Source organism: Streptomyces sp. NP-1717 (genome assembly GCF_022695985.1).
Classification (GTDB): Bacteria; Actinomycetota; Actinomycetes; order Streptomycetales; family Streptomycetaceae; genus Streptomyces.
In genome coordinates, this window is sequence record NZ_JAAPBF010000213.1 from 1 (window position 1) to 12,671 (window position 12,671).

A 12,671-nucleotide genomic window follows, 5' to 3' on the forward strand; every position below is an offset into this window, starting at 1 on the left:
CCGACTGCTCGCCGAGGCGCTCGCCTCGGCACTGAAACTGCGTGGGCACCGGGTGCTCGCCGCCGCCGCGCCCACGGCCGGCGCCGCCGAACTGGTCGTGAGCCGGGCACCCGAGGTGTGCCTCATGGGGACGGCGGCACCGGCCGGTCCCGGCGCCTTCGACCCGATCGTACGGATCCGGCGCGACCGCCCGCAGGTGGCGGTGGTGGTCCTGGGGCCGGTGCCGAATCCGCGCGGCATCGCCGCCGCGTTCGCGGCCGGGGCGTGCGGATACGTACGGCACGACGAACGCATCGAGGGCGTGGAGCGGGCCATCGTGAAGGCGCGGGCGGGCGACGCGGCCGTGGCGCCGGGGCTGTTGCAGGGCGCGTTCACCGAACTGCTGAATCCGGTGGCCCAGCCGGACGACGAGGGGCAGCGCCTGCTGCGGATGCTCACACCGCGCGAGGTCGAGGTGCTGGTGCGGGTCGCCGAGGGGGAGGACACCCGGCTGATCGCCGCCGGTATGGGGATCGCGCCGAGCACCGCCCGTACGCATGTGCAGCGGGTGCTGATGAAGCTGGGCGTGGGCTCCCGGCTGGAGGCGGCGGCGCTGGCCGCGCGGACGGGGCTGCTGGACCGGGCCATGAACGAGTGATCGCCGGACGGGCCGCGTGCGCGGCCGGTCCGGCGATCGGGACGAGGCGCGGCGGCGGGCCGCGCGGCGGTTACTTCCCGTCGCCGGGCGCGTCCGCTCCGTCCGCCGCGGTCGGCGGGGGTATCTCCGTCGGGCGCAGCTTCATCCAGCCCAGGAAGAACAGGCCGAGCGCCAGCATCGCCAGCCCCGTCCAGAGGTTGATGTTGACGCCCTCGGCCTTCTCCATGTCCGCGTCGGACACGAAGACACCGGCGACGGTGACGATCACCCCGTACAGCGTGAACAGACCGCCGATGATGAGCCGGATGTCGAACAGGCGGGCCGCCGTGGCGGACTTGCTCTCCAGTTCGGAGACTTCCTTGTGCAGGTCGGACATGGTGTGTGCCTCCGTTTCTGTCAGAACGAGTACGGGATGTAGCAGGCCGCGGCGAGGACGATCGCACCCCAGCCGAGCAGGGCGGGCCTGCGGTACCACGCGTCGTCGCCCTCGGCCGGTGCCTCCGACATGCCGGGTGACGTCGTCCCGTAGACCAGGCCCGCGAGTTCGGACTCCGGCTTCGGCGCGGTGAACAGCGTGACGGCGACCATCACCACCGCGCCGGCGACGAAGCCGACGATCGCGGAGACGAAGTTGGCGCCCTGGTCGCTGGGTATGTCGATGACGCCCTGCTTGTAGATCCAGAAGTAGTTGACCATCGCGGCCGTCGTACCGGCGACCAGACCCCAGGCACCGGACTTCATCGAGGCCCGCTTCCAGAACATGCCGATGATGAAGACCACGAACATCGGCACGTTGAAGAAGGAGAACAGGGTCTGGAGGTAGCTCATGATGTTGGAGAAGCTGGCGGCGATGAACGCCGTGCCGACGGAGGCCATGACACCGATCGCGGTGATCAGCCGTCCGAAGCGCAGGTAGTACGTGTCCTCGCGGTCCTTGACCACGTACTTCTGCCAGATGTCGGTGGTGAAGACGGTGTTGAACGACGACACGTTCGCCGCCATGCCGGCCATGAAGGCGGCCATCAGACCCGTGACGGCGAGCCCGAGCACCCCGTTGGGCAGCAACTCCTGCATCAGCAGCGGTATCGCGTCGTTGTACGTGAGGTCCGAGCCCGCCGTGCCTATCTTCGGCACGATCACCGCGGCCACCAGGCCGGGGATCATCACCGCGAAGACGATGAAGATCTTCGGGAACGCGGCGATCAGCGGGGTGCGTTTGGCGGCGGAGAGGTTCTTGGCGGAGAGCGCGCGCTGCACCTCGGCGAAGTTGGTCGTCCAGTAGCCGAAGGAGAGCACGAAGCCGAGGCCGAGGATGATCGTCAGCCAGTTGGCGCCGAGCGGGTTGGCGTCGCCGATGCCCGTACCGCCCCAGGCGCTCAGGAAGTTGTCACCCTTGCTCGCGCTCAGCGAGCCGGTCAGACCGTCCCAGCCGCCGACCCGCTTGAGGCCGAGGACCGTGAGGGGGATGAGGGCCGCGAGGATGACGAAGAACTGGAGCACTTCGTTGTAGATCGCCGAGGAGAGACCGCCGACGGTGATGTACGCGAGGACGAAGAACCCGGCGACGACGATCGAGACCCACTGGGGCCAGCCGAGCAGCGCCTCGACCACGATCGACAGGGCGTAGAGGTTGACGCCCGCGATGAGGATGGCGGCGAAGGCGAAGAGGACCGAGCTGAGCAGGTGCGCCGACTTGTCGAAGCGCTGGAGCAGGAACTCGGGGACGGACCGCACCTTGGAGCCGTAGTAGAACGGCATCATCACCAGGCCGAGGAAGACCATGGCGGGGATCGCGCCGATCCAGTACCAGTGGACGACGGCCACGCCGTACTGGGCGCCGGTCGCGGCCATGCCGAGGATCTCGGTCGCGCCCAGGTTGGCGGCGACGAACGCGAGGCCGGTGACCCAGGCCGGCAGTGATCTGCCGGAGAGGAAGAAGTCGAGACTGGTCTTGACGCTCGCCCGGGCGGCGAAGCCGATGCCGAGGACCACGATGAAGTAGATCGCCAGGATCGCGTAGTCGAGGCCGTTCGTGGGAAGCCGAAGTCCTTCGGCCAGGTAGTACGTGGGGGACTGCATGGGGGTACCCGCTTCGTCGCGTGAACGTTTCGTCGGTGGAGCCTGCAATGACTCCGTGGAACTTACGCCTCCTATTAACGAAACTGAACACTTTTGATGGTGTTCTTTGTTCGATCGTGATCGAGTGTCGCAGCCGTTGACGTAGGTGTTGGCTCGTGGTTAGTTATGTTTAGTTCTGTTTGGGTGCGGGCTCGGGTGCGGCCGGAGGAAGAAGACGATGAAGAAGACGGTGACGGCGCTCGCCGACGGCCGGGAGCTGATCTACTACGACTCCCGTGACGGTGCCGTACGCGACGCCGTGGACCGGCGGCCCCTCGAACCGATCTCCACCACCTCCGGGATCCGCCGCGACCCGCTGCTCGGCGACGCGGTCGCCGTCGCCTCGCACCGCCAGGGCCGCACCTACCACCCGCCGGCCGGCGAATGCCCGCTCTGCCCCACCGACACCGCCGCGGGCCGGCTCAGCGAGATCCCCGACAGCGACTACGACGTGGTCGTCTTCGAGAACCGCTTCCCCTCCCTCGCCGGGGACTCCGGACGCTGCGAAGTCGTCTGCTTCACCTCCGACCACGGTGCCTCCTTCGCCGACCTCACCGAGGAACAGGCCGGTCTCGTCCTCGACGCATGGACCGACCGCACCGCCGAACTCGCCGAACTCCCGCAGGTGGAGCAGGTGTTCTGCTTCGAGAACCGCGGCCCCGAGATCGGCGTGACCCTCGGCCACCCGCATGGGCAGATCTACGCGTACCCCTTCGTCACCCCCCGAACCGAACGGATGTCCCGCTCCGTCGCCGAGCACCGCGCCGCGACCGGGGGCAACCTCTTCGACGACGTCCTGGAGCGCGAGCGCGACGCCGGACGGGTGATTCTCACGGGTGAACACTGGGTGGCCTTCGTGCCGTACGCGGCGCACTGGCCGTACGAGGTGCACCTCTACCCGCTGCGCCGGGTGCCGGACCTGCGGGGCCTCGACGAGGCGGCGCGCGCCGAGTTCCCCGCCGTCTATCTGGAGCTGCTGCGGCGCTTCGACCGGATCTTCGGCGCGGGCGAGCCGCCGACGCCGTACATCTCCGCCTGGCACCAGGCGCCGTTGCGCCAACCGGGGCGCCACGACTTCGCACTCCACCTGGAACTTTTCACCATCCGCCGCACGTCGGGCAAGCTGAAGTTCCTCGCGGGATCCGAGTCCGGGATGGACGTCTTCATCAACGACGTACCGCCGGAGACCGCGGCCGAGCGACTGCGAGAGGTAGCGAGCGCGTGAGTGGCAAATATCTGGTGACGGGTGGCGCGGGGTATGTCGGCAGCGTGGTCGCCACGCATCTGCTGGAGGCCGGGCACGAGGTGACCGTGCTCGACGACCTCTCCACCGGCTTCCGCGAAGCGGTCCCCGAGGGCGCCGAATTCGTCGAGGGCCGGGTCCACGACGCGGTCAAGTGGCTCGACCCCTCCTACGACGCGGTCCTGCACTTCGCCGCCTCCTCCCAGGTCGGCGAGTCCGTCGCCAAACCCGAGAAGTACTGGGACAACAACGTCGGCGGCTCGATGGCGCTGCTGGAGGCCATGCGCGCGGCGGGCGTACGCAAGCTCGTCTTCTCCTCGACGGCCGCGACGTACGGCGAGCCCGTCTCCACCCCGATCACCGAGACCGACCCGACCGCGCCGACCAGCCCCTACGGCGCCACCAAGCTCGCCGTCGACCACATGATCGGCGGCGAGTGCGTGGCGCACGGGCTCGCCGCGGTCTCGCTGCGGTACTTCAACGTGGCGGGCGCGTACGGGAGTTACGGCGAGCGGCACGACCCCGAATCGCACCTGATCCCCCTCGTCCTGCAAGTCGCCCTCGGCACACGGGAGTCGGTCTCCGTGTACGGCGACGACTACCCGACCCCGGACGGCACCTGTGTACGCGACTACATCCACGTCGCCGACCTCGCCGACGCGCACCTGCTCGCCCTGACGGCCGCGGCCGAGGGGGAGCACCTGATCTGCAACCTCGGCAACGGCAGCGGGTTCTCCGTCCGCGAGGTCATCGAGACCGTACGTACCGTCACCGGGCACCCGGTGCCGGAAGTCGCGGCCGCCCGCCGCGCCGGGGACCCCGCGGTCCTGGTCGCCTCCGCCGCCACCGCGCGCGAGCGCCTGGGCTGGACACCGACCCGCGCCGACCTGGCGGGGATCGTCGCGGACGCGTGGGCGTTCGCACGCCGAGAGGAGACACCCAGGTGAGTGGTCCGAGCGTGGCCGACGGGTTCGAGGAGCTGTACGGCGCGGCGCCCGAGGGTGTGTGGGCCGCGCCCGGCCGGGTCAATCTCATCGGCGAGTACACCGACTTCAACGACGGCTTCGTGATGCCGCTCGCGCTGCCGCACACCGCCGTCGCCGCGGTCTCGCGGCGCACGGACGGCGTGCTGCGCGTGCACTCCGCCGACACCCCCGGCGGGGTGGTGCGGCTGCGCGTCGAGGAGCTGGTGCCGCTCTCCGACACCGGCTGGGCCGCGTATCCGGCGGGCGTCGTATGGGCGCTGCGCGAGGCGGGCCACGCGATACCCGGCGCCGACATCCACCTCGCGTCGACCGTGCCGACCGGCGCGGGACTCTCCTCGTCGGCGGCGCTGGAGGTCGTGACCGCGCTCGCGCTGAACGACCTCTACGAACTCCGCCTGCCGGCACCTGAGTTGGCGGTCCTCGCGCAGCGCGCCGAGAACGCGTTCGTCGGCGTCCCCTGCGGCGTCATGGACCAGATGGCCTCCGCCTGCTGCACCGACGGGCACGCCCTCCACCTCGACACCCGCGACCTCTCGCAGCGCCAGGTCCCCTTCGACCTGGCCGCCGTCGGTCTCGAACTGCTCGTCGTCGACACCCGGGTGAAGCACTCCCTGGGCGACGGCGCGTACGCGGAGCGGCGCGCCGCCTGCGAGGCCGGCGCGCGGGCGCTCGGCGCGCGCACGCTGCGTGAGGTCGAGTACGCGCATCTGCCCGCGGCGCTGGAGCGGCTGGCGGGCGAGGAGGAGAACGTACGCCGCTGCGTCCGCCATGTCGTGAGCGACAACCACCGGGTGGAGCGGGTCATCGGCCTCCTCGACGCGGGCGACGTCCGCGCGGTCGGCCCGGTCCTGGTCGAGGGCCATGTCTCGCTCCGCGACGACCTGCGGGTCTCGTGCGCCGAACTGGACCTCGTGGTGTCGTCGGCGGTCGGGGCCGGCGCGCTCGGGGCGCGGATGACGGGAGGCGGCTTCGGCGGCTCGGCGGTCGTCCTGGTCGAGGCGGCGGACGCGGACACGGTGACGAAGGCGGTCCTGGAGGCGTTCGCGACCGCGGGCCACACGGCGCCCCGTGTCTTCCCGGCGGTCCCGTCACGGGGGGCGCACCGGGTGAGCTGAGCGGTCTTCCGCGGCTCAGGTCAGGCGCTTGGTGAACAGGAACTCCGTGACGCCTGGCGGGTAGTCGGGGATGTGGCCCGCCAGGTCGTAGCCCTGCCGCCGGTAGAACGCGGGCGCCTGGAAGTCCCAGGTCTCCAGGCGCGCGTGGGTGCAGCCCCGGGCGCGGGCCAGGTCCTCCGCCTCCGTCAGCAGTCCCGTGCCGAGACCCGTGCCGCGGTGCGTCTCGTCGATCCACAGCAGGTCGACATGGAGCCAGCGCGCCCACACATGGGCCGCGAGACCGCCCGCCAGCGCGCCCGTCGACTCCTCCGTCAGCCACACGTGCAGCGGGAACTCCTCGTCGTCGGCCGATCCCCGCAGCTCCCGGAGCACCGCCGATCTGGCCGTGTTCGTCTCCCGCATCCGTTCGTGCAGCAACGCCCGTCGTTCGTTGTCGACTTCTGTCTCAAGACGGAACATGCGCCCCACCCTAACCAGCCGTTGCTGATCAGTTCTGTAAATAGTCTTCCGCTCCCGGCGCCCGCCCGTACGCTGATGCACAGCACCGGTGGGGGCCGGTGCTGTTCAGGGAAGCGAGACAGTCGGGTACGACGCCCGGGGTGGGTGGGCAGCCGCACGGCGGCGGCCGTGGCGGCATCAGTGTCCACGCGACGCGAACTCACCCCACCGGGCGCCGTACCCGCGTCGTCCGCGCCCCGACATCTGGGGGTGTCAATTGGTGCGTATCAGGGTTCTCGTGGTGGACGACCACCGCATATTCGCCGAGTCGCTGGCAGCCGCCCTCGCGGCGGAGCCCGACGTGGACGTCGCGGCCGCCGGCAGCGGTCCCGCCGCGCTGCGCTGTCTTGAGCGGGCGGCGACCGAAGGGCGCCCGTACGACGTGATGCTGGTCGACGCCGACCTCGGCATCGTCGCGGGAGCGGGGGCCGGTCCGGTCGCCCGCGCCGTACCCGACAGCGGCGAGGCCGGTCTGGGGCTCGTCGACGGCATCTCGCTGGTCGCGGGCGTGCGTTCGGGACAGCCGTCCGTGCACTGCGTGGTCCTCGCGGAGAAGGACGACCCGAGCCGCGCGGCGCTCGCGCTCCAGGCGGGCGCGTCCGGCTGGGTCGCCAAGGACTGCTCGCTGCAGCGGCTGCTGGCGGTGATCAGGGGCGTCCTGCGCGACGAGACGCATCTGCCGCCCGCGCTGCTGACGAACGTCCTGCGGGAGCTGACCGCCGCGCGCAAGCACCGCACGGACAGCGAGCGGCTGGTCGACTCGCTGACACCGCGCGAGCTGGAGGTACTGCGCTGCATGGTGGCGGGCCTGGGGCGCAAGGCGGTGGCCGAGCGCCTCTTCCTGTCCCCGCACACGGTCCGTACGCACATGCAGAACGTGCTGGGGAAGCTCGGTGTCCACTCGACACTGGCGGCGGTCGCACTGGCCCGCCGCGCGGGAGTGGGCCCGGCGGACCTGGGCGACACGGAGGCGGTGCGGGTGGGTTAGGGCGTGTCTGACGCGGCCCACCTGGCGTGCGACGCCCGGCACGCACGTGCGCCGCGTTGTCGTCGGTCACCGAGTACGTCCGCTACGAGGCTGGTCCTCCGCCTCGCGATCGCACGCACCGGCCGCCGCGCGCCCCGCCCTGCGGGCGGACGGCGCTATCGGTCAGACACGGTCCGGGCCCTGTCCACCGGACTGGACCTGGGCTCGTAATACGGAGCCTGTCCGTATCGTGGGCCGGGCCCGGGGCCGAGGGTCAGCCCGGGATGTTGTCGAACGGGGCGGTCAACCGGCGCAGCAGCGCGGCCAGTTCGCCGCGCTGCCCGCGCGACAGCTCCGCGAGGATCGCGCGTTCCTGGGCGAGCAGCCCGGCCAGCGCCTGGTCGGCGCGGTCGCGCCCCTCGGGGGTGAGCCGTACGAGGACCCCGCGCCGGTCGCTGGGGTCGGGCAGCCGCTCGACCAGGTCCTTCTTCGCGAGCCGGTCGATGCGGTTGGTCATCGTGCCGGACGTGACCAGGGTCTGGGTCAGCAGCTGGCCGGGTGAGAGCTGGTACGGAGCGCCGGCCCGCCGCAGCGAGGTCAGGACGTCGAACTCCCACGGCTCCAGATGGTGCTCGGAGAACGCGAGGCGCCGGGCCCGGTCGAGATGGCGCGCGAGCCTGCTGACGCGGCTGAGCACCTCAAGTGGTTCCACGTCGAGGTCCGGCCGCTCCCGGCGCCATGCTGCGACCAGACGGTCGACCTCGTCCTCCATGGCGATCAGTCTAGAGGATCTGTCGACATGAAGTCTCTTGACGTCAAGATATACTTGAGTGCAGGCTTGGGCATGGTCGGGCGCGGACGGGAATCGGCCCGTCCGCTCCGTATCCCGAGGGGACTTCGCACATGCATTCGGCACCGACCTGGGACCCGCAGCAGTACCTCCACCACTCCGTCCACCGCACCCGCCCGTTCCTGGACCTGCTGGGCCGGATCCCCGAGCTGCCGGCCGGAAACCGGCCCGCCCGCATAGCGGACATCGGCTGCGGCCCGGGCAACGTCACGGCACTCCTCGCCGAACGGTGGCCCACCGCCCACATCACCGGCTTCGACCTCTCCGCCGAGATGCTGGAACAGGCCGAGAAGGAGTACGGGGGCCCCACCCCCGGCGGCGGCCGGCTGGACTTCCGGGCCGCGGACGCCGCGCACTGGACCCCCGACGAGCCGTACGACCTGATCGTCTCCAACGCCGCGCTCCAGTGGGTCCCGGACCACGCCGAGTCCTTCCCGGCCTGGATCGACGGCCTCACCCCCGGCGGCACGTTCGCCTTCCAGGTCCCCGGCAACTTCACCGCCCCCAGCCACGCGCTCCTCGGCGAACTGTGCGAGACCCCGCGCTGGAGCCGCCGCCTCGACAGCCACGGCCGGCGCTTCGTACACATCCTCGACCCGGCGGAGTACCTGACGCGCCTCACCGACCTCGGCTGCACGGCCGACGCCTGGGAGACCACGTACCTCCAGCTGCTCTCCGGCGAGGACCCGGTGCTCGACTGGGTCAAGGGCACCGCCCTGCGGCCCGTCCTCACCGAACTCGCCGACGACCCGCAGGCGGCGGCCGAGTTCCTCGGCGAGTACGGCGACCTGCTCCGCAAGGCCTATCCGCCCGGCCCGCACGGCACGGTGTTCCCGTTCCGCCGGATCTTCGCGGTGGCGAGAAAGCGCGCCCGATGATCGCCGGCGTGGACGACCCGACGATCTGAGGGACCCGGCCACCGGAACATCCCGGGGCCCCGGTGGTCGGGTCCTGCTTCGCCCTCAGACCTTGCGGTGCCCTATCAGCCGCGGCTTGGCCTCCAGATTGCCGAGGCCGTGCCACGCCAGATTCACCAGATGCGCCGCCACCTCGTTCTTCTTCGGGCGGCGGGTGTCCACCCACCACTGGCCCGTCAGCGCCACCATGCCCACCAGGGCGTGCGCGTACAGGGGGGCCAGCTTCGGGTCGAAGCCGCGGGCCTTGAACTCCATGCCGAGAATGTCCTCGACCTGCGTGGCGATGTCGCTGATCAGCGAGGCGAACGTGCCCGTCGACTGCGCCACCGGCGAATCGCGGACCAGGATGCGGAAACCGTCCGTGTACTCCTCGATGTAGTCGAGGAGCGCGAACGCCGCCTGCTCGCACAGCTCCCGCGGATGGCCCGCCGTGAGAGAACTCGTCACCATGTCGAGCAGCTGACGCATCTCCCGGTCGACCACGACCGCGTACAGACCCTCCTTGCCGCCGAAGTGCTCGTACACCACCGGCTTGGAGACGCCCGCCTTCGACGCGATCTCCTCCACCGACGTGCCCTCGTAGCCCTTCTCGGCGAACAGGGTGCGGCCGATGTCCAGCAGTTGCTCGCGACGCTCCTTACCGGTCATCCGCACCCGGCGGGAGCGCCGGGCGGGCGCGCTCGGGGTCCGGCTCTTGTCGGTGTCGCTCTTACCGCCGTCGATCGCCACGTTGCCAATCATGCCGCGTTGGGATGGTCAATTTTCCGCCGGGCCTCCAGCCGTCCGGCGTCGGGCCACCGCACGCTGTGCACCCAGCCGAACGCCTCGAACCACCGGATCAGCCGGGCGCTGGAGTCGATCTGACCACGCAGCACACCGTGCCGGGCGCTCGTCGGGTCCGCATGGTGCAGGTTGTGCCATGACTCGCCACAGGACAAGACCGCCAGCCACCACACATTGCCTGACCGGTCACGGGATTTGAACGGCCGCTTGCCCACCGCGTGACAGATCGAGTTGATCGACCACGTCACGTGGTGCAGCAGCGCCACCCGTACCAGCGATCCCCAGAAGAACGCCGTGAACGCGCCCCACCACGACATCGTCACCAGTCCGCCGACCAGCGGCGGGATCGCCAGCGACACGAACGCCCACAGCAGGAACTGCCGCGAGACCCGCCGGATCGCCGGGTCCCTGATCAGATCCGGCGCGTACTTCTGCTGCGGCGTCTGCTCCTCGTCGAAGAGCCAGCCGATGTGCGCCCACCACAGGCCCTTCATCAGCGCGGGCAGCGTCTCGCCGAACCGCCACGGCGAGTGCGGGTCGCCCTCCGCGTCGGAGAACTTGTGGTGCTTGCGGTGATCGGCGACCCAGCGGACCACCGGACCCTCCACGGCCATCGACCCCGCCACGGCCAGCGCGATCCGCAGCGGGCGCTTCGCCTTGAACGAGCCGTGCGTGAAATACCGGTGGAAGCCGACCGTGATGCCATGGCAGCCGATGAAGTACATCGCCACGAGCAGACCCAGATCGAGCCAGCTCACCCCCCAGCCCCAGACCAGCGGAACGGCGCCGAGCAGGGCGATGAAGGGCACGACGATGAACAGGAGCAGCGTGATCTGCTCCAGCGAACGCTTGCTCTCCCCGCCGAGCGTGGCGGAGGGAGCGGGAGGGGTGGGGGGAGTGGGAAGAGCGGAAGAACCGTCCGGCGCAGGCTGGGCCTGTGAGGAGTCGCCGAGAACGTCAGGGCTTGTCGACATGGGTGTGTCCCCTGGAGGTGTGGAATGCGGCAATCTGCCCGTCTACGGGCGCGTAACCTACGGCAACGTAAGTATGGCAGCGAAGAGGCACGCGACAAGGGGCCTGTGGATAACGACGCGCAAAGGACACCTATCCTTGTGACGTCGGACAGCGCGGTCCGGTCGAACAATCTCTCCAGAACCTTCTCCTCCCGACGTGCTCAAACACTGCAAGGAGCCGCACCTGTGAGCAGTGCCGACCAGACCCCGACCGCCGACCGGTCCCCGGCCGACCGGCCGTCCCACACCGAGGGCCCCACCTCCAACGTCGAGCTGCGCTCCGACATCCGCCGGCTCGGCGACCTCCTCGGCGAAACCCTCGTACGCCAGGAGGGCCCCGAACTCCTCGACCTCGTCGAGCGCGTCCGCGCCCTCACCCGCGAGGACGGCGAAGCAGCCGCCGCGCTGCTCGGCGACACCGACCTGGAGACCGCCGCGAAGCTCGTCCGTGCCTTCTCCACCTACTTCCACCTCGCCAACGTCACCGAGCAGGTCCACCGCGGCCGCGAGATGCGCGACCGCCGCGAGGCCGAGGGCGGGCTCCTCGCCCGCACCGCCGACCGCCTCAAGGACGCCGACCCGGACCACCTGCGCGCCACCGTCAAGAACCTCAGCGTCCGCCCCGTCTTCACCGCACACCCCACCGAAGCCGCGCGCCGCTCCGTACTGAACAAGCTCCGCCGCATCGCCGAACTCCTCGAACTGCCCGTCATCGCCGCCGACCGGCGCCGCCACGACCTGCGGCTCGCCGAGTCCATCGACCTGATCTGGCAGACCGACGAACTGCGCGTCGTACGGCCCGAGCCCGCCGACGAGGCCCGCAACGCCATCTACTACCTCGACGAACTCCACGCCGAGGCCGTCGGCGACGTCCTCGAAGACCTCGTCGCCGAACTCGAACGCGTCGGCGTCGAACTGCCCTCCGGCACCCGCCCCCTCAGCTTCGGCACCTGGATCGGCGGTGACCGCGACGGCAACCCGAACGTCACCCCCGCCGTCACCTGGGAAGTGCTGATCCTCCAGCACGAACACGGCATCACCGACGCGCTCGAACTCATCGACCAGCTGCGCGGCCAGCTCTCCAACTCCATCCGGTACGCGGGCGCCACCCAGGAACTCCTCGACTCGCTCGCCACCGACCTCGACCGCCTCCCCGAGATCAGCCCCCGCTACAAGCGCCTCAACGCCGAGGAGCCCTACCGGCTCAAGGCCACCTGCATCCGGCAGAAGCTCGTCAACACCCGCGAGCGCCTCGCCAAGGGCACCCCGCACAGCGCCGGCCGCGACTACCTCGGCACCTCGCAGCTGCTCGAAGACCTCACCCTGATCCAGGACTCCCTGCGCTCCCACCGCGGCGGCCTCTTCGCCGACGGACGCATGGACCGCACCATCCGCACCCTTGCCGCGTTCGGGCTCCAGCTCGCCACCATGGACGTACGCGAACACGCCGACGCCCACCACCACGCGCTCGGCCAGCTCTTCGACCGCCTCGGCGAGGAGTCCTGGCGGTACGCGGACATGCCGCGCGAGTACCGGCAGAAGCT

Annotated in this window: 13 protein-coding genes; 7 read left to right on the forward strand and 6 right to left on the reverse strand. The window is 70.5% G+C overall.

Going from position 1 to position 12,671, the window contains the following annotated elements:
• The coding region (locus GXP76_RS29070) for a LuxR C-terminal-related transcriptional regulator (RefSeq protein WP_242574595.1) at positions 1 to 637 on the forward strand (637 nt) is incomplete at its 5' end.
• A gap of 70 nt (positions 638 to 707) precedes the next feature.
• Here the strand turns inward: GXP76_RS29070 and GXP76_RS29075 are convergent.
• Both GXP76_RS29075 and GXP76_RS29080 read right to left on the reverse strand, forming a co-directional pair.
• Positions 708 to 1,013 carry a hypothetical protein gene (locus tag GXP76_RS29075; protein ID WP_242574596.1) on the reverse strand — a complete coding sequence of 102 codons (306 nt, stop codon included), beginning with the start codon at positions 1,011 to 1,013 and terminating at the stop codon, positions 708 to 710.
• Between the two features lie 20 nt (positions 1,014 to 1,033).
• On the reverse strand, positions 1,034 to 2,716 hold the full coding sequence (locus GXP76_RS29080; protein WP_242574597.1) for a sodium:solute symporter family protein: 1,683 nt from the start codon (positions 2,714 to 2,716) through the stop codon (positions 1,034 to 1,036).
• 217 nt (positions 2,717 to 2,933) lie between these two features.
• On the opposite strand from GXP76_RS29080, the gene galT reads away from it, so the two are divergent.
• From galT to galK, 3 genes are read left to right on the forward strand one after another with little or no spacing between them, the layout of a single operon-like run.
• A complete protein-coding gene (galT, locus tag GXP76_RS29085; protein ID WP_242574598.1) occupies positions 2,934 to 3,980 on the forward strand; it encodes a galactose-1-phosphate uridylyltransferase in 1,047 nt (348 codons plus the stop codon).
• Positions 3,977 to 4,945, forward strand: a complete 969-nt coding sequence (gene galE, locus GXP76_RS29090) for a UDP-glucose 4-epimerase GalE (protein ID WP_242574599.1) — start codon at positions 3,977 to 3,979, stop codon at positions 4,943 to 4,945. Before galT ends, galE begins: the two co-directional genes overlap by 4 nt.
• The gene (gene galK, locus GXP76_RS29095; RefSeq protein ID WP_242574600.1) at positions 4,942 to 6,099 is read left to right on the forward strand and encodes a galactokinase; all 1,158 of its coding nucleotides are present in this window, start codon (positions 4,942 to 4,944) and stop codon (positions 6,097 to 6,099) included. Before galE ends, galK begins: the two co-directional genes overlap by 4 nt.
• Positions 6,100 to 6,114: 15 nt before the next feature.
• Here the strand turns inward: galK and GXP76_RS29100 are convergent, their stop codons facing one another.
• Positions 6,115 to 6,558, reverse strand: a complete 444-nt coding sequence (locus GXP76_RS29100; RefSeq protein ID WP_242574601.1) for a GNAT family N-acetyltransferase — start codon at positions 6,556 to 6,558, stop codon at positions 6,115 to 6,117.
• 256 nt (positions 6,559 to 6,814) lie between these two features.
• Between GXP76_RS29100 and GXP76_RS29105 the strand changes: the two genes are divergently transcribed.
• Positions 6,815 to 7,585 carry a response regulator transcription factor gene (locus GXP76_RS29105; protein WP_242574602.1) on the forward strand — a complete coding sequence of 257 codons (771 nt, stop codon included), beginning with the start codon at positions 6,815 to 6,817 and terminating at the stop codon, positions 7,583 to 7,585.
• A gap of 253 nt (positions 7,586 to 7,838) precedes the next feature.
• Here GXP76_RS29105 and GXP76_RS29110 read toward each other — a convergent pair whose 3' ends face one another.
• On the reverse strand, positions 7,839 to 8,336 hold the full coding sequence (locus GXP76_RS29110; RefSeq protein ID WP_078076909.1) for a MarR family winged helix-turn-helix transcriptional regulator: 498 nt from the start codon (positions 8,334 to 8,336) through the stop codon (positions 7,839 to 7,841).
• Positions 8,337 to 8,467: 131 nt separating this feature from the next.
• Here GXP76_RS29110 and GXP76_RS29115 point away from each other — a divergent pair, with 131 nt between their 5' ends.
• Positions 8,468 to 9,292 carry a trans-aconitate 2-methyltransferase gene (locus GXP76_RS29115; protein WP_242574603.1) on the forward strand — a complete coding sequence of 275 codons (825 nt, stop codon included), beginning with the start codon at positions 8,468 to 8,470 and terminating at the stop codon, positions 9,290 to 9,292.
• An 84-nt stretch (positions 9,293 to 9,376) separates the two neighbouring features.
• On the opposite strand, the gene GXP76_RS29120 is transcribed toward GXP76_RS29115, so the two are convergent.
• Both GXP76_RS29120 and GXP76_RS29125 read right to left on the reverse strand, forming a co-directional pair.
• Positions 9,377 to 10,072, reverse strand: coding sequence for a TetR/AcrR family transcriptional regulator (locus GXP76_RS29120; protein ID WP_242574604.1), 696 nt, complete (start codon positions 10,070 to 10,072; stop codon positions 9,377 to 9,379).
• Complete coding sequence (locus tag GXP76_RS29125; RefSeq protein WP_242574605.1) at positions 10,069 to 11,088, reverse strand: fatty acid desaturase; 1,020 nt, start codon at positions 11,086 to 11,088, stop codon at positions 10,069 to 10,071. The genes GXP76_RS29120 and GXP76_RS29125 overlap by 4 nt, the downstream gene beginning before the upstream one ends.
• Before the next feature lie 225 nt (positions 11,089 to 11,313).
• Here GXP76_RS29125 and GXP76_RS29130 point away from each other — a divergent pair.
• The coding region (locus GXP76_RS29130; RefSeq protein ID WP_374363004.1) for a phosphoenolpyruvate carboxylase at positions 11,314 to 12,671 on the forward strand (1,358 nt) is incomplete at its 3' end.

Bases quoted from the DNA above. Each gene is read 5' to 3' on its own strand.
- GXP76_RS29100 (WP_242574601.1), bottom strand. From the start codon at position 6,558: ATGTTCCGTCTTGAGACAGAAGTCGACAACGAACGACGGGCGTTGCTG.
- GXP76_RS29110 (WP_078076909.1), bottom strand. From the start codon at position 8,336: ATGGAGGACGAGGTCGACCGTCTGGTCGCAGCATGGCGCCGGGAGCGG.
- GXP76_RS29115 (WP_242574603.1), top strand. From the start codon at position 8,468: ATGCATTCGGCACCGACCTGGGACCCGCAGCAGTACCTCCACCACTCC.
- GXP76_RS29120 (WP_242574604.1), bottom strand. From the start codon at position 10,072: ATGATTGGCAACGTGGCGATCGACGGCGGTAAGAGCGACACCGACAAG.
- GXP76_RS29080 (WP_242574597.1), bottom strand. From the start codon at position 2,716: ATGCAGTCCCCCACGTACTACCTGGCCGAAGGACTTCGGCTTCCCACG.
- GXP76_RS29075 (WP_242574596.1), bottom strand. From the start codon at position 1,013: ATGTCCGACCTGCACAAGGAAGTCTCCGAACTGGAGAGCAAGTCCGCC.
- galT (WP_242574598.1), top strand. From the start codon at position 2,934: ATGAAGAAGACGGTGACGGCGCTCGCCGACGGCCGGGAGCTGATCTAC.
- GXP76_RS29125 (WP_242574605.1), bottom strand. From the start codon at position 11,088: ATGTCGACAAGCCCTGACGTTCTCGGCGACTCCTCACAGGCCCAGCCT.